This is a genomic window from Winogradskyella ludwigii (assembly GCF_013403985.1).
Classification (GTDB): Bacteria; Bacteroidota; Bacteroidia; order Flavobacteriales; family Flavobacteriaceae; genus Winogradskyella; species Winogradskyella ludwigii.
In genome coordinates this window covers 22,477-46,753 of the sequence record NZ_JABFDF010000005.1, presented here as the reverse complement: position 1 = coordinate 46,753, position 24,277 = coordinate 22,477, and the positions used below count along the sequence as shown (strand labels likewise).

General features: G+C 32.7%; 18 protein-coding genes. 16 read left to right on the top strand and 2 right to left on the bottom strand.

Features of this window, described 5'->3' with window-relative positions:
* Positions 1–6: 6 nt before the first annotated feature.
* Positions 7–2,370, bottom strand: a complete 2,364-nt coding sequence (locus HM981_RS12660) for a DUF5686 family protein (protein ID WP_179339180.1) — start codon at positions 2,368–2,370, stop codon at positions 7–9.
* Positions 2,371–2,480: 110 nt separating this feature from the next.
* On the opposite strand from HM981_RS12660, the gene HM981_RS12655 reads away from it, so the two are divergent.
* The 8 genes from HM981_RS12655 (at position 2,481) to HM981_RS12620 (ending at position 17,475) form a co-directional block, all read left to right on the top strand.
* Positions 2,481–4,763: an NADP-dependent malic enzyme gene (locus HM981_RS12655; RefSeq protein ID WP_179339179.1), complete on the top strand. Its 2,283-nt coding sequence runs from the start codon at positions 2,481–2,483 to the stop codon at positions 4,761–4,763.
* A gap of 78 nt (positions 4,764–4,841) precedes the next feature.
* Positions 4,842–5,423 carry a Holliday junction branch migration protein RuvA gene (gene ruvA, locus HM981_RS12650; protein ID WP_179339178.1) on the top strand — a complete coding sequence of 194 codons (582 nt, stop codon included), beginning with the start codon at positions 4,842–4,844 and terminating at the stop codon, positions 5,421–5,423.
* Positions 5,423–12,739 carry a T9SS outer membrane translocon Sov/SprA gene (sov, locus tag HM981_RS12645; RefSeq protein ID WP_179339177.1) on the top strand — a complete coding sequence of 2,439 codons (7,317 nt, stop codon included), beginning with the start codon at positions 5,423–5,425 and terminating at the stop codon, positions 12,737–12,739. Before ruvA ends, sov begins: the two co-directional genes overlap by 1 nt.
* Before the next feature lie 57 nt (positions 12,740–12,796).
* Positions 12,797–13,177 carry a glycine cleavage system protein GcvH gene (gene gcvH, locus HM981_RS12640; protein ID WP_179339176.1) on the top strand — a complete coding sequence of 127 codons (381 nt, stop codon included), beginning with the start codon at positions 12,797–12,799 and terminating at the stop codon, positions 13,175–13,177.
* Positions 13,178–13,181: 4 nt separating this feature from the next.
* A complete protein-coding gene (locus HM981_RS17540) occupies positions 13,182–13,532 on the top strand; it encodes a VanZ family protein (protein WP_179339175.1) in 351 nt (116 codons plus the stop codon).
* 66 nt (positions 13,533–13,598) lie between these two features.
* Positions 13,599–14,327, top strand: coding sequence for an energy transducer TonB (locus tag HM981_RS12630; protein WP_179339174.1), 729 nt, complete (start codon positions 13,599–13,601; stop codon positions 14,325–14,327).
* A gap of 119 nt (positions 14,328–14,446) precedes the next feature.
* Positions 14,447–15,241, top strand: a complete 795-nt coding sequence (locus tag HM981_RS12625) for an energy transducer TonB (RefSeq protein WP_179339173.1) — start codon at positions 14,447–14,449, stop codon at positions 15,239–15,241.
* 125 nt (positions 15,242–15,366) lie between these two features.
* Positions 15,367–17,475 (top strand): gliding motility protein RemB, encoded by a 2,109-nt coding sequence (locus HM981_RS12620; protein ID WP_179339172.1) that lies wholly within the window; start codon positions 15,367–15,369, stop codon positions 17,473–17,475.
* Positions 17,476–17,480: 5 nt separating this feature from the next.
* On the opposite strand, the gene HM981_RS12615 is transcribed toward HM981_RS12620, so the two are convergent.
* Positions 17,481–18,344: an MBL fold metallo-hydrolase gene (locus tag HM981_RS12615; RefSeq protein ID WP_179339171.1), complete on the bottom strand. Its 864-nt coding sequence runs from the start codon at positions 18,342–18,344 to the stop codon at positions 17,481–17,483.
* A 261-nt stretch (positions 18,345–18,605) separates the two neighbouring features.
* On the opposite strand from HM981_RS12615, the gene cyoE reads away from it, so the two are divergent.
* The 8 genes from cyoE to HM981_RS12575 all read left to right on the top strand — a co-directional run bounded on the left by cyoE (position 18,606) and on the right by HM981_RS12575 (position 24,141).
* Complete coding sequence (gene cyoE / locus HM981_RS12610; protein WP_179339170.1) at positions 18,606–19,499, top strand: heme o synthase; 894 nt, start codon at positions 18,606–18,608, stop codon at positions 19,497–19,499.
* On the top strand, positions 19,500–20,099 hold the full coding sequence (locus HM981_RS12605) for a cytochrome c oxidase subunit 3 (protein WP_179339169.1): 600 nt from the start codon (positions 19,500–19,502) through the stop codon (positions 20,097–20,099). It begins immediately after the preceding gene.
* A 36-nt stretch (positions 20,100–20,135) separates the two neighbouring features.
* Entirely contained in the window at positions 20,136–21,137 is a 1,002-nt protein-coding gene (locus HM981_RS12600; protein WP_179339168.1) for a cytochrome c oxidase subunit 3, read from the top strand.
* A gap of 86 nt (positions 21,138–21,223) precedes the next feature.
* Entirely contained in the window at positions 21,224–21,670 is a 447-nt protein-coding gene (locus tag HM981_RS12595; RefSeq protein ID WP_179339167.1) for a cytochrome C oxidase subunit IV family protein, read from the top strand.
* A 167-nt stretch (positions 21,671–21,837) separates the two neighbouring features.
* Positions 21,838–22,557, top strand: coding sequence for a hypothetical protein (locus HM981_RS12590; RefSeq protein WP_179339166.1), 720 nt, complete (start codon positions 21,838–21,840; stop codon positions 22,555–22,557).
* Positions 22,550–23,317, top strand: coding sequence for an SCO family protein (locus HM981_RS12585; RefSeq protein WP_179339165.1), 768 nt, complete (start codon positions 22,550–22,552; stop codon positions 23,315–23,317). Before HM981_RS12590 ends, HM981_RS12585 begins: the two co-directional genes overlap by 8 nt.
* Positions 23,318–23,357: 40 nt before the next feature.
* Positions 23,358–23,903, top strand: coding sequence for a DUF420 domain-containing protein (locus tag HM981_RS12580; RefSeq protein WP_179339164.1), 546 nt, complete (start codon positions 23,358–23,360; stop codon positions 23,901–23,903).
* Between the two features lie 13 nt (positions 23,904–23,916).
* Complete coding sequence (locus HM981_RS12575) at positions 23,917–24,141, top strand: hypothetical protein (RefSeq protein WP_179339163.1); 225 nt, start codon at positions 23,917–23,919, stop codon at positions 24,139–24,141.
* Positions 24,142–24,277 lie beyond the last annotated feature (136 nt).

Below are 24,277 nucleotides of genomic sequence, written 5' to 3'. Positions count from 1 at the left end.
ATTTTATTACTTAAACGTAAAGCTCATAGAATATTTAAAAGCAAAATTATCACTAGAGGTTTCGAGATTATGATACCCATAACGATAAAAAGCACCAATACCCATTCCCAAATAACCAATATTTAAATACGGAATTTTAATAATATTTTGAAGTTCTAAACCTGTTTCTAAAAACAACTCGTCTTTGGTTTTAAATTCAATATTTTGATGATACGATGCCTGATCTAAACTTCCTATTCCAAAATTATTATAAAGTAGAACATCAGGTTGAAATTGGCCTTTGTTATTAAAAAGCCGTCCGAAGTTATGTGTTATGAACAAATTAGCATAACGATCAGATAAAAACTCATAAGGTTTTATAGTTTGAAAATAATTTCTCACCACAAAAGGAATTTTTTTGTCTAAAGTCCCTTCTCCAGTAAAAAGCAAGCCATAAGGCAGTGCAGTATCAATATAACCCAAATCTAAGTGATACGTTGTTTTTCCAAGTCCTTTAGTTATAAAGCTATGGTCTAAAGTAAAACGTAATTTGTTATAGCTAAAATCACTATTAAATGTGCGTTTTAATCCTCTTGAATAGATAAGATTAAAAACAGGGGCGTCACTCGGTATTCTTGTTGTAATTCCAAAGGTTCTTACTAACTGTTCATTAACATGATAGCCAATACCAACATTTATTTCAGAATTAGTATACGTGGTTATTGGTAGCCCATTGTTTATAAATTGATAGTTGTAAAGCGGAGTTACATCAGCTGTATTAAAGCCTACATTCCAATTTATATTCCGCAATAGTTTCATCTCTGTATGTATACTAATGGATTCTACAGCGTCCATTTGGCTAGCAATCCAGTTGCGTTGAACCAAAGGATTATCAACAGTATTTCCAGAATAGCTTCCTGTTTCTCGTAAATCATTATTGTATTTTAAACTTACCGAAATATCTTTTTCTCCAGGAACATCGATCAAAATCTCTCCTCCATATTTCCAAGTATGGTCTTTAAATCCATAGGCACTATAACCACCAATAGACACATGTTTAAAAACATCATCATTTGTATATAGTCCAAGTCCTAATCTTGTGCCTTCGTATTTATTGTATCGAATTAGATGTTTTAAGTCGAGATCAACATACTTTAATGGAATTCTCCATTTGGCCAAACTTGGAGCCCATTTTAAAAATTTGTCTAATTTTATTTCTTCCCCAATACTGTCTATCAAAACATAGGTGCGTTGTTCTTTGATGTCTAAGGGGGCTTTTCTGTATAGCTCCCAATATGGCGAATTTCTGCCTTGAACGTTATCAGGTATAGTGAGTGCGACTAATGGAAAATCTTTCTTTTGTAATGGAGGGTTTGTTATAATTTCAGACAAATAACTTTTTCCAACATATTTAAAACTACCAAAGCCTTCACCTAGAATAATGACGAAATTTAACTGTTCAGGAAACCAATATTTATTATCTATAAATTTATATTTCTGTTGAATGGTAAAATCTATTTTTCCTGAATTGTATGTATTGGCATCAACGCTCTCTACAGCATATTGATTAGAATTAATATAAAGCAAACCTTCTAAACCTTCAAAATTGCGATTAGCTTTAGGTACAAACGAAATCACAAAAACGGTGTCTTGTCCCTTTACATATTCGTCTTTTAATCTGAATTTATATTTGTTCGTACTCCCGCTAGAAATGGGATTAAGATAGTTGGTTTCAAAAAGTGAAATATACTCGTCATAAAATGAAAAGGGTTGTAAACTATTGGCTAATACAGCAAAATTAGGACTTTTAAACCCTGAAGTTCTTCTGGCGATAACACTGTCTACTGTAAATCGCGGTTTTAAATATTTATGCTTCGCTATAGTTTCAGTAATAAAAATATAAGAATCCTTAAAAAAGGAACTAACATCCTTGAGAGAATCATTTAAAGGTTGGTCTTCATTAATATCAGCAAAAACCTTATCATATGATTTATAGGTAAAGGAATTTAAATTTTTAGGCTTGTTAAGCGTCTTATTAGCAATTGCTAATCTAATTATACGATGAGCAGGGTTTTCTCCATTAATTACAACTTCATCTAATTCACTAAATTTTGAATCAAGTCTTATAATTTGAGAATTAATTTCGTTTAGTTTTAAAACTTTTGTTTCATAACCAACATAACTAATTGTTATGGTTTTGATAGTGTTAGATACATAAAAAACGCCATCAATATCTGTAGATGTTCCTTTGTTTTCTAATTCATTAAAAAGTACATTAGCAAAAGGTATAACTTGATCTGTAGAGTTATCAATTAGTATAAATTTTTTATTAGTTTGACTAAAAGTTACAAAATTTATAAAAAGCAAAGTAAACAGAAGTAAGTATCTCATTAGTATGTGTCGCTTAGCAGTAACTAAATATCGGATTTTTTTTTTAGATCGCTTGTTATTTATAACAAACATTCAAAATCATTATCTTTGCGTCTTATTCAATTCAAATTATGAGCAAACAGAGCAAACGTCTAGAAGCCTTAGTATATCACGCTAAACCTACTCCTGGTAAAATTAAAGTAGTTCCAACAAAGAAGTATGCGTCGCAACGCGATTTGTCTTTAGCATATTCTCCAGGTGTTGCAGAACCTTGTTTAGAGATTGCAAAAGATGTTGAAAATGTCTATAAGTATACAGCTAAAGGAAATTTAGTTGCTGTAATTTCTAATGGAACTGCAGTTTTAGGTCTAGGAAATATTGGGCCAGAAGCCTCTAAACCAGTCATGGAGGGGAAAGGGTTGCTCTTTAAAATATTCGCTGATATTGATGTGTTTGATATTGAAGTTGACACCGAAGATGTTGAAGCGTTCATTGCAACCGTAAAGAATATAGCTCCAACTTTTGGAGGAATTAACTTAGAAGATATAAAAGCTCCTGAAGCTTTTGAAATAGAACGTCGCTTAAAGGAAGAATTGGATATTCCTGTAATGCACGATGATCAACATGGAACAGCGATTATTTCTGCAGCTGCTTTAATAAATGCATTAGAGATTGCAGAAAAAAAGATTGAAGAAGCTAAAATTGTGGTTAGTGGAGCGGGAGCTGCAGCCATTTCATGTACACGTTTGTATCAAGCTTTTGGTGCTAAACGAGAAAACATTGTTATGCTAGATAGCAAAGGTGTTATTAGAGACGATAGAACCAATTTAACTCCAGAGAAATCTGAATTTGCAACACATCGTAGAATCGATACTTTAGATGAAGCGATGCAAAATGCTGACGTATTTGTAGGCTTATCGCAACCAGATATTGTAACTCCAGATATGCTAATCTCTATGGCAGTAAACCCTATTGTGTTTGCTATGGCAAATCCAGTACCCGAGATTAATTATCAACTAGCTATAGATACTAGAGAAGATATTATTATGGCCACAGGTCGAAGTGACCATCCTAACCAAGTTAATAATGTGCTTGGATTTCCATTTATTTTTAGAGGTGCTTTAGATGTTAGAGCGACAAAAATAAATGAAGCGATGAAAATGGCAGCAGTTAAAGCCTTGTCGGATTTAGCAAAGGAATCTGTACCAGAACAAGTTAATATTGCATACGCAGAAACACGTCTTACTTTTGGTAAAGATTATATTATACCAAAGCCTTTTGACCCAAGACTGATTGCAGTAGTACCACCAGCTGTAGCAAAAGCAGCGATGGATAGTGGAGTTGCTAAAGAACCTATAGAAGATTGGGATCGTTACAGAAACTCATTATTAGAACGTTTAGGTTCAGATAATAAGTTGGTTCGTATGTTATTAGGTAGAGCTAAAAACAATCCTAAGCGTGTTGTGTTTGCAGAAGCAGATCAGTTAGATGTTCTTAAAGCTGCACAAATTGCTCATGATGAAGGTGTTGCTTACCCTATTCTTTTAGGACGAAGAGAAACAATTATTGCATTGATGGAAGAGATTGAATTTGATGCAGATGTTCAAATTGTAGATCCAAAATCAGATGAAGAATTAGAGCGTAAAAATAGATATGCAGAAGCATATTGGAAAAAACGAAAACGTCAAGGTGTAACGATTTACGCTGCAGAAAAGAAAATGCGAGAGCGTAATTATTTTGCGGCAATGATGGTTAATGAAGGAGATGCAGATGCACTTATTACAGGTTATTCACGCAATTACCCATCGGTTGTAAGACCTATGTTAGAATTAATTGGTATGGCAGATGGTGTGACTAGAGTGGCGACGACCAATGTGATGATGACGCAACGTGGACCAATGTTTTTAAGTGATACTTCTATAAATATCGATCCTACAGCTAAAGATTTAGCTAAGATTGCAAGAATGACTTCGCGAGTTTCAAAAATGTTTGGAATAGAATCCGTAACAGCTATGATTTCGTATTCTAACTTCGGCTCTTCAGACAATCCAAGAGCAGAGAAAGTAAGAGAAGCTGTGTCTTATTTACATAAAGCGTATCCAGAAATGGTGGTTGATGGTGAATTGCAAACAGATTTTGCACTTAACCAGAAAATGCTTCAGGATATTTTTCCGTTTTCAAAATTAGCCGGTCGTAAAGTCAATACGCTTATTTTTCCTAATTTGGATTCCGCTAATATTACTTACAAATTGTTGAAAGAACTTAACAATGCAGAATCAATTGGTCCCATTATGATGGGAATGCAGAAACCAGTGCATATTTTGCAACTGGGAGCAAGTGTAGATGAAATTGTAAATATGACGGCAATAGCTGTTATCGATGCTCAGGAAAGAGATAAAAAACAACAGAAATAGGCATTTTCTTAGTTTTTTATCTTGTCCCTGAATTGAAAATAATTTTATTACATTTGGTTTCTTAACTATTCGTTATAAATGATTACACATATAGAGGGCAAACTTGTAGAGAAAAATCCAACAGACGTTGTTATAGATTGTAATGGTGTTGGGTATTTCATCAATATTTCATTACATACATTTTCTCAAATTCCAGATCAAGAACATTTAAGACTTTACACGTATCTTCAAGTACGTGAAGATTCTCAGAGCCTTTATGGGTTTTCTTCAACAGTAGAGCGCGAAATTTTTAAATTATTAATTTCTGTAAGTGGTATTGGTACCAATACTGCACGTACTATGTTGTCTTCATTAACTCCAGATCAAGTAAAAGAAGGAATTGCAGGTGGAGATGTTGCATTAATTCAAAGTGTAAAAGGTATTGGAGTAAAAACAGCACAACGTGTTATCATAGATTTAAAAGATAAAGTGTTAAAAGTGTATGGGATAGACGAACTTTCTTCCATACCAAACAATACACACAAAGATGAAGCGTTATCAGCATTAGACGTTTTAGGATTTAATAAAAAACAATCCGAAAAAGTTGTCGATAAAATTTTACAAGCCCAACCAGACGCCCAAGTGGAGCAGATTATTAAAGAAGCTCTAAAAAACTTATAATGCAATTGAATAGATCTCCACATAAGCAACGCTTTCCTTATAGGTGTTTTTACGTACTAGCCTTAATTATGCTAGTTGGTAATTTAGTAAATGCCCAAGAAACAGAACAAGATTCAACTAAAACAACATATGCATTTGGTAAATTAAATATGCCAAATCCAAGTAGCATTGTTTCAAAATATACTTACGATGCCGTTTTAGATCGTTATGTTTACTCTGAAAAGATTGGGGATTTTAGTATCAATTACCCTTTAATTCTTACACCAGCAGAATATCAAGAACTGGTATTGCAAGAAAAATTAAAAGCATATTATAAAAAAATGGCTGATGCTAAAGCTGGACAAAAAGAAGGTTCAGAAGAAGATCAGAAGAATTTATTACCCGAATTTTATGTGAATTCTGGTTTGTTTGAAACCATATTTGGAGGAAACACCATAAATGTTATACCTCAAGGTTCTGTAGAGGTAGATTTAGGTATTTTGTTTTCAAAACAAGATAACCCGTCTATTTCACCGCAGAATAGAACAAATTTCACCTTTGATTTTGATCAGAGAATTAGCTTAAGTTTATTAGGGAAAGTAGGAACACGACTTCAAGTGACTGCGAATTATGATACTGAAGCAACCTTCGATTTTCAACAAGTAGTAAAGTTAGAATACACTCCAACTGAAGATGATATTATACGTAAAATTGAAGTAGGTAACGTTAGCATGCCATTAAACAGTTCTCTAATCACAGGTGCGCAGAGTCTCTTTGGTGTGAAAACAGAATTGCAATTTGGAAAAACTCGGGTTACAGCCGTATTTTCTGAGCAACAGTCAGAATCAACATCTGTTGTTGTAGAAGGAGGAGGAACTGTAGAAGAATTTGAGTTCTTTGCACAAGATTACGACGAAAACAGACACTTTTTCTTATCACAATACTTTAGTGAAAACTATGATAAAGCATTGTTGCAATATCCTTTTATAGATAACCAAGGCCTAAATATTACTAGAGTAGAAGTTTGGGTTACTAACAGGAATAACCAAACAGATAATGTTAGAAATATTGTTGCATTTCAGGATTTAGGAGAATCTACAGCAGCTAACATAGGACTTGACCCAATACCAGCTGGTTTTGTGAATAATCTAGGAGCAAAACCAGATAATGAAAATAATGATTTTGATCCAACTAATATAGGAGGTGCTGGATCTGTATTAACGGAAGGAGTTAGAAACATTACCAATGTACAAGGTGGCGTAAATATTAGTATTCAAGAAGGTTTTGATTACGGGAAATTAGAGTCTGCAAGAAAGTTAGTAGAAAATCAAGAGTACGTTTTAAATGCAGATTTAGGATATATTTCTTTAAGTCAACGTTTATTAAATGACGAGGTTTTAGCAGTTGCATTTCAATATACTATTGGAGGAGAAGTATTTCAAGTCGGTGAATTTGCTACTGATGGTGTAGAGGCAACTACTGTAGACGATAGTTCTGGTACTGAAGTTGTAAGTAATCAAAGTTTGGTACTAAAAATGCTAAAAAGTGCCGTGACTTCTGTGGAACAACCTATTTGGGATTTAATGATGAAAAACATCTATGATACAGGTTCATATCAATTAGATCAAGAGGATTTTAAACTTAATATCTTTTATACAGAATCGTCTGCATTAAATTACATAACACCTGCAGTTGTTGGTGGCGTTGAAGTTCCGTTTCCAACCTTTGATAACAATACCGTTAATACTGCTGATGATACAGAAATAAGAGAAACTCCATTAATTAGACTTTTTCATTTAGATAAATTGAATTATAATGGAGATCCGCAAGAACTTGGTGATGGTTTCTTTGATTATGTTGAAGGAGTAACAGTATTATCGCAAAACGGTAAAATTATTTTCACTAAAAAAGAACCTTTTGGTCGTTACTTATTCGATGTTTTAGATGATGATGGTAATTCAGGTAATAACACCATAGACTATGATGATATTACAGATACTCAAAGTGGTTTCAATGAAAATCAAAAGAAATACGTTTACGATATTCTTTATAAGTCTACGAAGACAGATGCCTTAAATGAAGCAGAAAAGAATAAATTCCAAATAAAGGGAACGTATAAAAGTAGTGGAGGAGATAGTGGTATTCCTATAGGTGCATTTAATGTACCTAGAGGTTCTGTAACTGTAACAGCTGGTGGTCGCACGCTTGTAGAAGGAGTAGATTATACCGTGAATTATCAATTAGGACGTGTAGAGATTTTAGACGAAGCTTTAAAAGCATCTAACACTCCAATTAATGTGTCCGTAGAAAATAATGCTGTTTTTGGTCAGCAAACAAAACGTTTTACAGGGATTAATGTAGAGCATCAATTCAACGAGAATTTTGTTTTGGGCGCTACCTTATTAAACCTTAATGAACGTCCAATTACCCAAAAAGCTAATTTCAATTCAGAACCTATCAACAATACTATTTTTGGATTTAATGGGAATTACTCAACTGAAGTTCCGTTTTTAACTAGAATGGTTAACAAATTACCTAATATAGATACAGATGTACCATCTAGTCTTTCTTTAAGAGGAGAGTTTGCATATCTATTACCAGGTGCATCTAGTGGAGCAGATTTCGATGATGAGGCTACAGCATATATAGATGATTTTGAAGGCACACAAGGAGCTATAGATTTATTAAGTCCATTATCATGGACGTTATCGAGTCGTCCTATAGATTTACCAAATACCGTTCCTGGAGGTGATTTTAATGGGCCGGAAAATGGTTATGGTAGAGCACTCTTAAACTGGTATACTATTGATCCTATTTTTTATAGTACACAACGTCCAAGTGGTATCACTGACGACGATATGAGCGATTTATACACACGCCGTGTTTTTATCGAAGAAATATTTAACCAAGATATTGTACAAGGGCAAACTTCTGTAATAAACACGTTAGATTTGGCATATTATCCGACAGAACGTGGTCCTTATAACTTTGATCCAACTGCTGCGAATAACGCAGCTTTAGATGGGTCAAGAAGTTGGGCTGGTATAACAAGGCAAATTACATCTACGGATTTTGAACAATCTAATGTAGAATATATAGAATTTTGGGTTCAAGATCCATTTTTAGATAATCCATCAAACCCAGGCGGTAAGTTATTTTTAAACCTAGGTAATATCTCAGAAGATATTCTAAGGGATGGTAAAAAACTCTATGAAAACGGTTTGCCAGAAGATGGAGATGTTTCTACTTTAGAGAGAACAGACTTTGGAGGTGTGGTACCTCAAAATCAATCTCTTATTTACACCTTTGGAACTACAGGAACAGAACGTATAAATCAAGATGTAGGTTTTGATGGTTTCAATGATGCAGAAGAAGTTGCAGAATTTGGTGGACTATTTGGAGATGATCCATCAAATGATAATTATCAGTATTATTTAAATACAGATGGGGATGTTTTTAACCGTTATAAAAAATATAATGGTACACAAGGAAACACACCAGAGACTTTTACCGATACCAATAGAGGATCTACAACACAACCAGATGTTGAGGATATTAATAGAGATAACACGATGAATACTATTGATAGCTATTATCAATATGAAGTAGACATTAATAGTGCTGTATTAAACATTGATAACCCAATAATTAATGATATCAAAGAAAATACAGTAACCTTACCAAATGGTGATTCTAGAGATGTAAAATGGTATCAGTTTAGAATTCCAATTGGAGAAAGTGATATTCGGGAATCAATCGGTGGTATTTCAGATATTCGTTCAATTCGTTTTGCACGTTTGTATGTTTCAGATTTTACAGAAAATACGGTATTACGTTTTGCTAGTTTAGATTTGGTAAGAAGTGATTGGAGACAATATGCTTTAGATTTGGATAACGATGATACCAACAATAGTGTTAATCCAGAATTTAGTGTAGGTGTTGTTAGTGTTCAAGATAACGCAGGTTATTTAAGACCACCAGGAGTAGAGCAAGAAGAGTTAAATAATAATAATAGTATTATAAGACAGAATGAACAATCATTAGTACTTCAGGCTTGTGATTTGGAACCTACAGATTCTCACGGTGTTTACAAAAACATTAGTATAGATATGCGTCAGTATAAGAAACTACGTATGTTTATTCACGCAGAAGCTCAAGAAGGAGCACTTTTAGAACCTGCCGAAATGGTTGGATTTATTAGAATGGGTAATGATTTTACACAAAACTACTATCAGATTGAAGTTCCATTATTGCCTTCTTCAGATGCAGAAGGGAGTGCAAGAGAACGTGTTTGGCCAGAACAAAATGAAATTGAAATACCATTAGAATTTTTACAAAAAATAAAAGCACTTGGTATATCTGCAGGAACATTAAGTAATGAAGATCCTACCATTTATAATGTTGTAGATGGTGTTCTAGATGAATCAGCATTAAGCTCAATAAACGTTCCTTATGCAGATATTGTAGGTACTCAAAAACAACAACGTATTGGGATTAAAGGAAATCCAAATTTTGGAGATATTAGAGTATTAATGGTTGGTGTAAAAAATTCCGGATCTACAGGGATGAGTTCATGTGGAGAAGTTTGGTTTAACGAGCTGCGTATGTCTGATATGGACAACGAAGGAGGTTGGGCAGCCGTTTTAAGCATGGATACTCAAATTGCAGATTTTGCAAATATCAGTGCAACAGGAAGAAGAAGTACTGTTGGTTTTGGTGGTGTAGAACAAGGACCAAGCGAACGAAGTTTAGAAGATGTTAAGCAATATGATGTTGTTACTAACATACAATTAGGGCAATTATTACCAAAAAAATGGGGAGTTCAAGTCCCATTTAATTATGCTCAGAGTGAAGAGTTAATAACACCTAAATTCGATCAATATTATAATGATCTTACACTAGAATCGAGAATAGATGCTGCCACTAGCGAAAGTGAGGCAGATCAAATTAGTGAGCAGTCTGAAGATTATACCAAACGACAAAGTATTAATTTTATAGGAGTAAGAAAGCAAAAAACAGGAGATTCTAAACGACGTGTTTACGATGTAGAAAATCTAACGTTTAATTATTCATATAATAAAGTAGAGCATCGCGATTTCGAAATTGAAAATTCACTAGACCAAACGGTAAGAGCGGGAGCTAATTATAGTTTTGCATTTGAACCCTTAAAATATGAACCATTTAAAGATAATGATTCACTATTTACAGGGAAAAATTGGAAATTACTAAAAGATTTCAATCTTAATTTATTGCCATCAAATATTTCAGTAAATACAGATATTAATAGACAGTTTAGCAGACAAAAATTTAGAGAAGTAGAATTGGAAGCTGGTAATATTGGAATAGAAGAACTATATAGAAGGAATTACACCTTCGATTTTCAGTATGCTATAAATTATAACCTTACAGATGCTTTGAGTTTAAACTTTACAGCAGCTAACACTAATATTGTTCGTAATTATTTTATTGATGATCGTATAAACGGAGTACAAGATTCAGAACTTAATGTTTGGGATGGTTTCTTTGATTTTGGAGATCCTAATTTCCAAACGCAGCAATTTCAATTAAATTATGAACTGCCTTTATACAAGATACCAGCATTAAATTTCTTAAGAACAACGTATGCTTATAACGGAGCATTTCAATGGCAAAAAGGATCCGATTTAAATACAGGATTAGAGGTGCTAGATGAAGATACGGGTCTTTATGAAACTGTGAATTTAGGAAACTCTATTCAAAACTCTAATACGCATAATATTAATACAACCCTTAATATGGAAACCTTATATAAAACATTAGGTTTAGTTAAAAAAGGGAAACCCAAAGTTAAAGGACGTACTAGAAGTTCAGCTCCAAGGCAACGTTCAACAACACCAGATGCTTCATTAGACGGTAAAGATGGAGAAGCAAAAGACCCAAATAAGTTAAGTGCAGGAAAGCAAGCTTATAATACACTAATTGGTGTTGTAACAATGGTTAAGCGGGTCCAGTTTAGTTATACTGAAAACAATGGTACATTTTTACCAGGATATTTACCAACGCCAGGTTTTGTTGGAACATTAAAACCTACTTTAGGTTACACCTTTGGTAGCCAAAGTAATATTAGAGATTTATCAGCAAGTAACGGTTGGTTAACTACATATGACAATTTTAACGAACAATATACAGAGGTAGAAAATAAAACCCTCGATTATTCAGTTAACGTTGAGCCTATGAGAGATTTAAAAATCGATTTAATAGGAAACAGAACGTATGCTAATAATGTTACAGAAAGTTTTATAGCGGTAGATATTACAGGTGACGGTTTTAGTGATGTATACGAAGATTTAATTACCAATTCTTATGGTAATTTTAATATTTCTACCACAATGATTAAAACGGCTTTTAGTAAAAGTGACGAAAACCAATCAGCGACTTTTAACGATTTTAGAGCAAACCGATTAGTTTTAGCAAATCGTTTAGCTAAAGATTTTTATGGTACTACACCATTTGGTACAGATGCAGAAGGTTATCCTGAAGGTTTCGGAAAAAATAGCCAACGTGTATTATTACCAGCTTTTTTATCTGCTTATCAAGGTACAGATCCAAATAAAGTAAGTACAGATGCATTTCGTGATGTTCCAATTCCAAATTGGACGTTAAAGTATACTGGGTTGATGAAATTACCATGGTTTAAGAAAACCTTTAAACGTTTTTCAGTCCAACATGGTTACAGATCTCGATATACTATAAATCAGTTTAGAACTAATTTAGATTATGAAGACTATGATTTAGATTTAGGGTTTACGGCTCCTGGAAACGCAGATGCTTTAGATGCTGCAGGTAATTTTAAATCTGAAACACTTTATAGTAACATTAACTTAGAAGAGCAATTTAGTCCATTGGTGCGTTTAGATTTTGAAATGAAAAACTCAATTAAAGTCTTAGCAGAAATTAAAACAGATAGAACATTATCATTAAGTTTTGATAATAATTTAATGACCGAAATACAAGGTAAAGAATACACACTAGGATTAGGTTACCGTATTAAAGATTTAAGAATTAGATCTCAGCTTGCAGGACCAAAACAGATTGTTGTTAGTGATTTAAACATGAGTTTAGATGTTACCGTTAGAGACAATAAAACCATTATTAGATATTTAGATTTAGATAACAATCAAATTACAGCAGGTCAGACAATTTGGGGACTTAAGTACAATGCAGATTATGCCTTTAGTAAGAACTTAACCGCTATATTTTATTTTGATTATACTTTTTCTGAATTTGCCATATCAACGTCATTCCCACAGACCTCTTTAAGATCAGGAATTACTTTACGTTATAATTTTGGTAATTAAGCTTGAATTGAAACCATAAAAAATTACATTTGTAATTAAATATTAGATTTTATTAAAATGAATATACCATCAGAATTAAAATACACCAAAGACCACGAGTGGGTAAAAATTGAAGGAGATGTAGCAATTATCGGAATTACCGATTTTGCTCAAGGAGAACTTGGTGATATTGTTTATGTAGAAGTAGAAACTTTAGATGAAACCTTAGAAGTAGATGAAGTTTTTGGTACTGTTGAAGCTGTAAAAACAGTTTCAGATTTATTTTTACCACTATCAGGTGAAATAATTGAATTTAATGAAGGTTTAGAAGATGAACCAGAAAATGTAAATTCGGACCCTTATGGAGCTGGTTGGATGATTAAATTAAAATTCTCAGACGAATCTCAAATAGAGAACTTATTGTCTGCAGACGCTTATAAAGCACTTATTAGTGGTTAAAAAAGTGTTTTTACTTGTCGCGATAGCGTATACATTAGCGTTAATTGTTGCCAGTTTAATTACTCTAAATGCCGTGCCAAGTTTAGGCTCGTCTTTCGATGATAAAATTTATCATGTTATTGCGTATCTTGGTTTAGCTGGATTGTGGACTTTTTATTTTAAACCCTTTAAAACAAAGGACATTCCTTTTAAAGTGTTTTTTGCTGCTGCCTTTCTTGGTTTTATATTAGAATTGTTACAATACCTTTTTAATCCCAATAGAACGTATGATACGTATGATTTGATTGCAAATAGTATAGGTGCCCTTTTTGGTACGTTAATTGCACGTCAAATAAATATATATGAATTAAAATAACCTAAAGCCTTGTTTTTTTTACTATTAATTAGTTAAATTAGCGACGTTGTAAAAAAAAAGAATCCTATGGAACCTAAAAAAAATCCGAAATCAGACGTAAGTAGAAACAGTTCGCTGTACTTTGCTGTTGGTCTTGCCTTAATGTTAGGTATAACTTACATGGCAATTAACTACAAAACTTACGATAAAATCGATGTCATTGCAGACTCTCTAAATTTAGATGATGATCTAGATGAAGAAGTGCCAGTTACAGAACAAATTGTTACACCGCCACCACCACCACCGCCACCACCAGCAGCTCCAGAAATAATTGAAGTTGTAGAAGATGAGGTAGAAGTAGAGGAAACAGTTATAGAATCGACTGAAACAGAAATGGAAACAGAAATTGTGGAAGTTGAAGAAGTAGAAGTTGTAGAAGTAGAGGAAGATCTAGAAGTTCCATTTTCTGTTATTGAGAATGTGGCTGTTTTCCCTGGTTGTGAAAATAAAAAAGGGAATGCTGCTAAAAAAGCATGTATGAACGAAAAGGTGAATAAATTTATCGGTAAAAAGTTTAATACAGACTTAGCTGGAGATTTAGGATTGCCTCCTGGCAAAAAGAGAATCTTTGTTCAGTTTAAAGTAGATAAAACAGGTAACATAACTAGTATTGTAGCTCGTGGTCCTCACCCAGGATTAGAGAAAGAAGCAAAACGTGTTATCGGTCAGCTTCCTAAAATGAAGCCAGGTAAACAAAGAGGAAAATCAGTGGTTATGCCATTCTCTATTCCTATTGTGTTTCAAGTGCAAGACTAAGACATTTATAGAATTATTTTTATAATAAAAATCCCGTTCAAAATTAATTGAGCGGGATTTTCGTTTTGGTATACTTATTGTGACTTTGACATAATATTAACATTTAAATAATAAATATTATGAAGAATTCTAACAAAGACTTCGGTATTGCTGGTCAGAGCTCTACTGAAGTAAAGAAATCACAAAAGCATGATGCAAATTTACAAAAAAACTCAACCCTTTATTTCCAAATAGGTTTGATTCTTTGTTTATTGGGTACGTATGCACTTTTTGAAATGCAGTTTCAAGAGCAAAAGTTCAAACTTGTAGAAGACACTGCTTATGCAGAGACACTTACAATAGACTATGTGCCTCCTTATGTTGTAGAAGAGGTTAAGGTTAAACAGCCCACACCAAAGCCAAGTGTAGATTTAAAAGATGTATTTAAGGTTGTAAAAGATGATGACCCAGTTATTCAAACCGTTGTCGATGTTCCTGTAGATTCTAAATCTAAAATTGATGTCCCTTTTAAAGTCGGTGACATCCCAAATATTGAAAAGGTAAAGGATCCTGTAATCGTAGATTTTATTAGTGTAGAAAAAGTACCTGTTTATCCTGGTTGCGAAAAATACTCAACTAATATGGATCGAAAAAAATGTATGTCTGATAAAATCACAAAATTAATTGGAAAAAAATTCAATGTAGATATAGGTTCAAACTACGGTATTTCTGGAAAACAGAAAATTTATACGCAGTTTACCATTGATAAATTGGGTAATGTGTCTGATGTGAAAATTAGAGGTCCGCATCCTGCTTTAGAGAAAGAAGCAAACCGAGTGATTAATAAGATTCCTAAAATGAAACCAGGTATACAAGGTAATGTGCCAGTAGGTGTTATTTATACTTTACCAATTTCATATCAGGTGAGTAACTAATTAAATTCAATTGTAAAGAAAAAAACTAACCGTTATTTTTATAGTAACGGTTTTTTTATACGCTAATTCTAATCTCGGTTACTAAAAAAATTAAGTATCTTTCGCACATTAAAATTTAGTCCTTTATGAAGCGCATAGTGCTATTTGCTATTCTATTAACTACCACTTTTGGGTATGCCCAAACGGTATTGACTTACGAGAAATCTCCAGTTTTTAAAGAATGTGATTCTGTAGCTGTAGATCAATTAAAGTCTTGTTTCAATTTTACATTGAATAGTTTTATTTATGAAAACTTTAAAATACCTCAAATTGTTATAGATGAATCTTACGTAGGAGATATTAAAGTCTTATTCGAAGTAAATAAAGAAGGTGAGTTTAAAGCAATTTATACAGATGCTATTTATGAAGAATTAAAAGAAGAAAGCAAACGTGTTTTTGATTCACTACCTAAAATACAACCAGGAACCTATAATGGTAATCCAACATTTGTTCAATATAGTATTAGTATTGCAATACCATTAGTTGAGCCTGTTTTAAAAGTAAATGAGCCTATAGATCCAGATAAGATTATAGTTAAAGACAGTATTAATGCTGTTTTATCTAGTGAGTTCGATGATATTACTAAAGAAATTAAAGCCTACGATAAATTAGAATATAATAGCCAACTTAATATTCCTTTTACACATTCGTATTATGCACGCTTCGATGACGAAATGAATGCTATTGGGACTAATAGCCATACTGGAGCAAAACCATTTGTATATAGTGATGTAGCGAGGTATTATGATATTAAGGCCGAAAAAGAAAGCTTAGCAAAAGAAACAAGTTCTTGGTTAGGTAAAAAAATATTTAATGAACATTTAGTAGAAGTACAAGGTAAAGACTATTGGTTTACTGTAGACCCAATTTTGGATTTGCAAGTAGGTAAGGATACTGAAGCAGATTTCAGTTCTACGTGGAATAATACTCGAGGGATTAATATACAAGCCGGTTTAGGAAAACGCTTTAATTTAACAGCTTCGGTTTATGAAAGTCAAGGACGTTTTGCAGACTATTTTAATCAGTTTGCAGAAAGTTTAAAAGCATTTGGACCAGATCCAGCTATTATACCAGGTCGTGGTATTGCTAAAAGTTTTAAAGACAATTCTTATGATTATCCAGTAGCGGAAGCCTATTTGTCTTATACACCTGCAGATTTTTTAAATATTCAATTTGGTCATGGTAAAAACTTTATAGGAGATGGTTACCGTTCATTATTGCAAAGTGATGTTTCTAGCCCCTATCCATTCTTAAAATTAAATGCGACGTTCTGGAAGATTAAATATACCAGTACTTGGATGTGGTTAAAGGATGTTAGAGATGAAGTAATTGAAGACAAGGCCTTTTTAACGAAATATATGGCCAATCATTATTTAAGTTGGAATGTTTCTAAACGCTTGAATATTGGTTTTTTTGAATCTGTTGTATGGTCAGATAGTAACGGAAGAGGTTTTGATGTTAATTATTTAAACCCAATTATATTTTTTAGAGCTATCGAATTTCAAACTGGTCAAGGTGCTGGTAATGCCATATTGGGCCTTTCTTCTAAATACAAATGGAACAATAAAGTGAATCTTTATGGGCAATTTATTTTAGATGAATTCTCTTTAAGTGATGTGAAAGCGGGTGATAAAAGTTGGAAGAATAAATATGGCTATCAATTAGGTGTTAAGTATTTTAATGCTTTTGATGTTGATAATTTACTAATCCAAGCAGAGTACAATCAGGTGCGACCTTACACGTATTCGCACAACACTCAAATTCTTAACTATGCAAATTTCAATCAACCAATGGCACATCTTTGGGGAGCAAATTTCAAAGAATTATTGTTAATTGGAAGGTATAATTATAAACGATGGTTTGGTGATGCTAAATTTATAGTAGGTAAGCGAGGTTTTGATTTTAATACTGATGAAGATAGCTTTTCTTATGGCGGAGATATTTACAGGGATTATAACGATCGTAATGCAGATACAGGTATTGAGATAGGTCAGGGAAATAAAACAAATAGTTTTATGACAGAGATTCAAGCAGGTTATGTATTAAATCCAACGACTAACTTAAAAGTGTTTACAAATATTATATATAGAGATTTTAACCCAGATGCTATCACTGCATCAACTCAAGATTCTAATACACTTTGGTTTAGTATAGGTTTACGTACAGACTTATTTAATTGGTATAACGATTTTTAGAATTATTATAGTTTTAAGCTGTTGTAAAACGTAACTCTAATTTTTTTACTATTAATAAATCCAGTACCATAATCTAAATCGTCATAGACTTTAGTGAGGCTTGTGTCCATTTTAACGTCGTCTTCTGACTTTCCAGCATCAATGGCTTGTTGAATATTACTTTGAAGTGTTTCAAGCATTGTTAAAAACGTTTTGTAATCTTCTTTATTAGCTAGCTCTCCATGTCCTGGAATAATTTTGGTATCACTATCAATAAGCATTAATCCTTTTTTTACAGCTTCAATATACCCTTTAACACTTCCACCTGAATCTAAATCTATATAAGGATAACGTGCGTTGAAAAAAGTATCTCCTGTATGCAATACATTGCTTTCTGTAAAATAAAGTAAGGCATCACCATCTGTGTGTGCATTTGCAACATGAAATACTGCGATACTTTCATTATTAATTGAGATGTTTAATTGATCATTAAAAGTAATTACAGGTAAGGCTTCTTTTGGAGATTCCTTTTCCACTAAGCGTTTCTTAACATTATCATGAGCAATGATTACAGCTCCAGCTTTAGCCATGTTTTCATTACCACCAGAATGATCTCCATGGTAGTGCGTGTTTACTAAATATTTAAGCGGTTTATCACTTATAGTTTTTATTGCTGTTAAAATCTTTTCAGAAAGTGGAGCAAACTGATCATCGATTACAAAAACACCATCATCTCCAACAGAGACTCCAATATTTCCGCCAGCACCTTCTAGCATGTAAACACGTTCCGTTAGTTTTGTAGGTTTTATGGTAACCTTATCAAAGCGTTGGGCTTGGATGTTTAATGTAAGGAATAAAGTTAGAATAGATAGTTTTGTTATCGTTTTCATATCGGTGTTTTAAGAATGGTTGGTCTTTTATAAAGATATAAACTTACATTAAAGTTACAGTTAAATCAATTGAAATGAATTTATCAGAATAAATGTTTCTTTTTTTTTCTTTAGCTTTTGTTTTCATCTTTAAATATCCTGAGTTTTGTATAAATAGTGTAGCTCAATTCTTATATGCGATATAATAAGCTTTTACATTGGTCAGAATTAATTTTCAATCTATCTTTGCAGTCGCTTTAAAAAGAATAAAGATAGTATAGTTTGAATAGTACAAAATCCTCAATATCAACAGCTAGTTTGGTAACAGATTTTAAAGAAATCACAAAAATGGGTTTATCCCTTAGTGTTGTGTTTTCTTCAATTGCTGGTTATTTTCTTGGTGCAGAGACTATAAGCTTGGTTACTATTGTTTTATTGGCTTTTGGAGGGTATTTTATGGTTGGAGCATCTAATGCATATAATCAAATTATTGAGCGCGATTTAGACGCACTCATGGATAGAACCAAAAATAGGCCAATTCCTGCAGGCAGAATGTCTGTAAATACAGCATTCATAATTGCGACGACCTTTACAATTCTAGGATTAATTACACTATATATTATAAATCCTAAGACGGCGATGTATGGTGCTATTTCTATATTTTTATACACAAGTGTTTACACACCTTTAAAAACAAAAACGTCTTTATCTGTTTTTGTAGGAGCTTTACCAGGTGCAATTCCTTTTATGTTAGGATGGGTTGCAGCTCGTAATAGTTTTGGTATTGAGCCTGGAATGTTGTTTGCTATTCAGTTTTTTTGGCAGTTTCCACATTTTTGGTCTATAGGTTGGTTTTTACACGAAGATTATACAAAAGGAGGATTCCACATGTTGCCAACAGGGAAGCCCGATAAAGGAACTGCAGTGCAAATTATTATGTATAGTGTATGGACAACATTAGTATCCATAATACCTGTATTTGGGTTTACGGGCGATTTAAAATTGTCTATTGTTGGTGCTGTATTAGTTTTTATACTTGGTTTAGTAATGGTGTTTTACGCATTAAGATTATTTAAGGAACGCTCTATAAAGGCCGCGAAACAACTTATGTTATCGAGTGTGTTTTATATTACATTATTGCAAATTATATATGTTGCAGATAAATTTTTAAGATAGATGGATTTAACAGAAGGAACACAGCAAGTTAAAAAAGCAAGATCTAAAAAGATGATGCTTTGGTTTGGTATTGGATCTTTAATAATGTCCTTTGCTGGCTTAATTAGTGCGTTTATAGTGAGCAGTAAGCAACGGTTAAACGAAGATTGGTTAATTGATTTTGAACTGCCTAGCGCATTCTTAATAAGTCTCGTATTAATCTTATTAAGTAGTCTTACTTTTATATTAGCTAAAAAAGCATTGCAACACAACAAAATGCAGATGGTATCTGTTTGGTTGTTAGTAACGTTAGGTTTAGGTATTGCGTTCGTTTACAGTCAGTTTGCTGGTTTTAGTCAAATTATTGCAACGGGTTATTATTTTACAGGACCAACGAGTAATATAACGATGTCTTACATTTATGTCATAGCAGTATTGCACATAGCACACGTCATTGCTGGCCTAATATGTTTGATTGTTGTAATTTATAATCATTTTAAACAAAAGTATAACTCCAACAATATGTTGGGTTTTGAACTAGCAGCGAATTTTTGGCATTTCGTAGATATGCTTTGGCTTGTGCTCTTTTTGTTTTTATATTTTTTTAGATATATAATTTGATTATTTTTGTCCAATCTTAAAAATTAAACTAATTCTATGGATTCTACAGTAGCTAGTACTGGTACAGAAGAAAAAACTTGGGGTGGAGGCAATAGACCTCTTAAAGCAAGTTACGGTAAACTGATGATGTGGTTTTTCATCGTATCTGATGCATTAACATTTTCAGGCTTCTTGGCAGCTTATGGTTTTTCAAGGTTTAAGTTTGTAAACGAATGGCCAATTGCTGATGAAGTGTTTACTCACGTACCGTTTTTACATGGTCAAGAATTGCCAATGATCTATGTGGCATTTATGACGTTTGTACTTATTATGTCGTCAGTAACAATGGTGTTAGCAGTAGATGCTGGTCACCATATGAATAAAGCGAAAGTAACGTTGTATATGTTCTTAACCGTTATTGGTGGTGCTATATTCGTTGGATCTCAGGCTTGGGAATGGGCAACATTTATTCAAGGAGACTATGGTGCTGTGCAAACAAAAGGAGGTAACATTCTGCAGTTTGGAGAGTATGTTACTGTTGATGGTGTCGCAGAGTTTAAGCGTGTCTCAATTGATGATATTGCTATCGAACAAAAAAGTGATCGTGTTGATCATGAGCGTAAAAATGGACTTTGGTTTGTTGGTGGTGAATCATTACCTCCATACTCAGTAAATGAAATATATGCTGGTTTGGCTGCAAATGAAAATGTTTTAGTAAGAAACCAAATCATTGATGAGAATGGTCATAAAACCATTTTATCTAGAGCAGAATCGCTGAAGCAAATAAAAGAAAACGGAAAGCTGGTAGTAAAAGGTGCTAATCTTCATGTAAATGAATATGGTCCATCTTTATTTGCTGATTTCTTTTTCTTTATCACAGGATTTCATGGATTTCACGTATTTTCAGGTGTTGTGATTAACATTATTATTTTCTTTAATGTTATTCTTGGAACCTATGAGCGTCGTGGAAGTTATGAGATGGTAGAAAAAGTTGGGTTATACTGGCACTTTGTCGATCTTGTATGGGTATTCGTATTCACATTCTTCTATTTAGTATAATAAGAAACGAGAATATATAGTTATTAGCGAACAACATGTGTCCTATAATATCAATATGTAGATTCACATGAAATTAAGAGTAAATTATGGCACACGAACATAAATTAGAAATATTTAGAGGACGTTGGAAATTTAAATCTAACATTCAGAAAATTTGGGGAGTTTTAGCTTTCCTTACATTTATAACAATTATAGAGGTCGTTTTAGGTATCTATAAGCCAAGTATCCTTATGGATATGTGGATGGATCCATTTGAAGGAGGATTCTTTGCAACTTTAGGTAATATTTTGTTTTCACCTATAGTTTACATGAAACCTTTAAACTTACTATTCATTTTACTAACTTTAGTTAAAGCATATTATATCACATGGGATTTTATGCACATGAGAGATGAGCAAGGAAGTATGAGAAAAATGGTGGTATGGACGTCTGTGTTCTTAATCTGCTATATAATGTTTATCTTATTACAAGAAGGTGGTTATGTCTTTGGAGTATATAATGGTGAAGATGCCTTGATAAAGAGAGATTTTTAAAAGTTTTATAGCATCTTATTAAATGCTTACACTAAGTTAAATCGAAGTGTTAAATACAATTAAAAGGTGGTTTTTCTAAACCACCTTTTTTATTTTTGCATAATTACTAACCTAACTCAGGTTAGTAGTAATTTATCCCACTAAATAAGAGCTTCAGTTCTCAAAAGATGGAAATAGTAAAAGTTAAACGCTATATAGTTCTAGGTATATTATTCTTTTTGCCTGTTGCTTTTTTATTAATGCTTTATCCTGCAAAGCATAATTACGATCCGTTAGATATCGTAAACACCAATATCTCAGATATATCTAATTTTACTTCAGATAGAGGCGATAGTATTGCCTTAAAAGATCAAATTACAGTTCTAGGCTTTTTAGGGAAAAATCCTTTGGATAAAATGATTGCAGTATCTAATCTTAAAGAGTTAGTGTACGATAAATTTAAGGGGTTTAAGAACTTTCAAATTATAATCGTTGTTCCTAATGGTACTGAAGAAGATATTAAAACGCTTAAAAAGGAGATTAATACCTATGAAGATTTAAAGTACTGGGATTATGCATTCGCAACTGAAGGTGAAATAAAAATGTTATACAATACCCTTAAGTCTAAAGAACGATTAGATCCAAACTTATCTTCTAACAACGTGTTTATTATTGATAAAGACTTAAGTCAACGTGGTAGACTTGATGGAAGGGATGAGAAACAGGTAGAAGATAATAAAGCTGCTTTTAGTGTATATTCCTATAACATGATTGAAGTTGCAGAGATTAAAAACATGATGAGTGATGATGTTAGAATTCTGTTTACAGAATACCGAGAAAAGCGACAAGGTAAATTTGACGATTCTAATACGAGAAGAAATAAAGAAATATTGAAAGATAATGAGTAATAAAACAAACTATTCTTACGTCGGTATTACATTCATAATTTTAATTTTCGGAATTATATTTGTTCCTAAAATCATAGATCGCGTTAGCGAGGGAGACATTATAAGAGACGAAAGTCGCAGTCAAGATGTTTCCACGTCTAATTCCGAAGAAAACGCTAATAAGCCTTCAAAAACTGACTTGGTTTATCTAGAAATCAACGGTGAATCGAAAAAAGTACCAGCCTTTAGTTTTACAAACCAAGAGGGTAAGACAATTACCAATGAAGATTATATAGGTAAAGTCTATGTAGTAGAGTTTTTCTTTACCACATGTCCAACCATTTGTCCTATTATGAATAGAAACTTAGTAGAGGTTCAGAATCAATTTCAAAGCTTTGATAATTTTGGTGTTGCTTCATTTACCATTTCTCCAGACATTGATACTCCTGAAGTTTTAAAAGCTTATGCAGATAAGTATGGTATTTCAAACCCTAATTGGCACCTAATGACAGGAGATGAAACAGCAATTTATAAATTAGCAAATGAAGGGTTTAATTTATATACTGCTAAGGATGATAGTGTAGAAGGTGGATTTGAACATTCTGGAAACTTTGCATTAATAGATAAAGAAGGTTATATTAGATCTAGACAAGATGATTTTGGAAACCCTAAAATTTTCTACAATGGACTAATCGAGGAAGCCGTAGGAGTTGATGAAGATGGGATTCCTCAAGAAATAACGATTTTAAAAGAAGATATTGCTAAGTTATTAAAGGAATAGAAATTGTAGCTTTACCATTCAGAATTAAAATGTTGGCCTAATGAATTCAATTGATTTAGAAAAAGAAAAGAAATATAATAAGTGGATTGTTATTCTATCCATAGTTATTCCTATTGCAGTTGCTGCATTGTTCGGTGTTAACCTTAAAGAATTAGGTTTCGATGTAGAGCCATTAAACATATTACCTCCAATTTATGCTACGATCAACGGGTTTACTGCACTAGTTTTAATTGCGGCTTTTGTTGCAATAAAAAACAAAAGAATAGTACTTCATGAAAGTCTAATGACCACTGCTGTTTGGAGCTCTGTTATATTTTTGGTGCTTTATGTGGCTTATCACATGACTAGTGATTCAACTAAGTTTGGAGGTGAAGGAGCTATAAAATACATCTATTATATCATTTTAATTACTCATATAATGTTGTCTGTAATCATTATACCTTTTGTATTAATTACATATGTAAGAGCCATATCAAATAATATAGAACGTCATAGAAAAATAGCCAAAATTACATTTCCAATGTGGTTATATGTTGCCGTTACAGGAGTTATCGTTTATATAATGATTTCACCTTATTATGTATAATTAGTAGATATTTATGAAACGCAAGATTATTTTTTTAGTGTTTTCGGTTTTATTCTTTTTAAAGACTAATGCCCAATGTGCTATGTGTAGAGCTGTATTAGAAAGTGGCGAAGATCAATCTGCGGCAGAAGGTATTAATGACGGCATCGTTTTCTTAATGGCGATACCTTATATTTTAGTGGCTGTTATTGGTTTTATTATTTACAAAAAATTTAGTGGACCAAATAAATCAGAATAGTTTCTTTTATGTATTAGGTTCAATTAGAGTCTTGTAATGCTATCTTTGTCAATGTGAAATACAGAATTTCAGAATTAAATGAAATTACGATTTTAACTAATTTCGAGAGGTTTTAGATTTTGATAGGAATAATTAA

Excerpts from the sequence above, each read along its gene's own strand:
- HM981_RS12660 (WP_179339180.1), bottom strand. The coding sequence starts at position 2,370 with ATGAGATACTTACTTCTGTTTACTTTGCTTTTTATAAATTTTGTAACT.
- HM981_RS12655 (WP_179339179.1), top strand. The coding sequence starts at position 2,481 with ATGAGCAAACAGAGCAAACGTCTAGAAGCCTTAGTATATCACGCTAAA.
- ruvA (WP_179339178.1), top strand. The coding sequence starts at position 4,842 with ATGATTACACATATAGAGGGCAAACTTGTAGAGAAAAATCCAACAGAC.
- sov (WP_179339177.1), top strand. The coding sequence starts at position 5,423 with ATGCAATTGAATAGATCTCCACATAAGCAACGCTTTCCTTATAGGTGT.
- gcvH (WP_179339176.1), top strand. The coding sequence starts at position 12,797 with ATGAATATACCATCAGAATTAAAATACACCAAAGACCACGAGTGGGTA.
- HM981_RS12630 (WP_179339174.1), top strand. The coding sequence starts at position 13,599 with ATGGAACCTAAAAAAAATCCGAAATCAGACGTAAGTAGAAACAGTTCG.
- HM981_RS12625 (WP_179339173.1), top strand. The coding sequence starts at position 14,447 with ATGAAGAATTCTAACAAAGACTTCGGTATTGCTGGTCAGAGCTCTACT.
- HM981_RS12620 (WP_179339172.1), top strand. The coding sequence starts at position 15,367 with ATGAAGCGCATAGTGCTATTTGCTATTCTATTAACTACCACTTTTGGG.
- HM981_RS12615 (WP_179339171.1), bottom strand. The coding sequence starts at position 18,344 with ATGAAAACGATAACAAAACTATCTATTCTAACTTTATTCCTTACATTA.
- HM981_RS12605 (WP_179339169.1), top strand. The coding sequence starts at position 19,500 with ATGGATTTAACAGAAGGAACACAGCAAGTTAAAAAAGCAAGATCTAAA.
- HM981_RS12600 (WP_179339168.1), top strand. The coding sequence starts at position 20,136 with ATGGATTCTACAGTAGCTAGTACTGGTACAGAAGAAAAAACTTGGGGT.
- HM981_RS12595 (WP_179339167.1), top strand. The coding sequence starts at position 21,224 with ATGGCACACGAACATAAATTAGAAATATTTAGAGGACGTTGGAAATTT.
- HM981_RS12590 (WP_179339166.1), top strand. The coding sequence starts at position 21,838 with ATGGAAATAGTAAAAGTTAAACGCTATATAGTTCTAGGTATATTATTC.
- HM981_RS12585 (WP_179339165.1), top strand. The coding sequence starts at position 22,550 with ATGAGTAATAAAACAAACTATTCTTACGTCGGTATTACATTCATAATT.
- HM981_RS12580 (WP_179339164.1), top strand. The coding sequence starts at position 23,358 with ATGAATTCAATTGATTTAGAAAAAGAAAAGAAATATAATAAGTGGATT.
- HM981_RS12575 (WP_179339163.1), top strand. The coding sequence starts at position 23,917 with ATGAAACGCAAGATTATTTTTTTAGTGTTTTCGGTTTTATTCTTTTTA.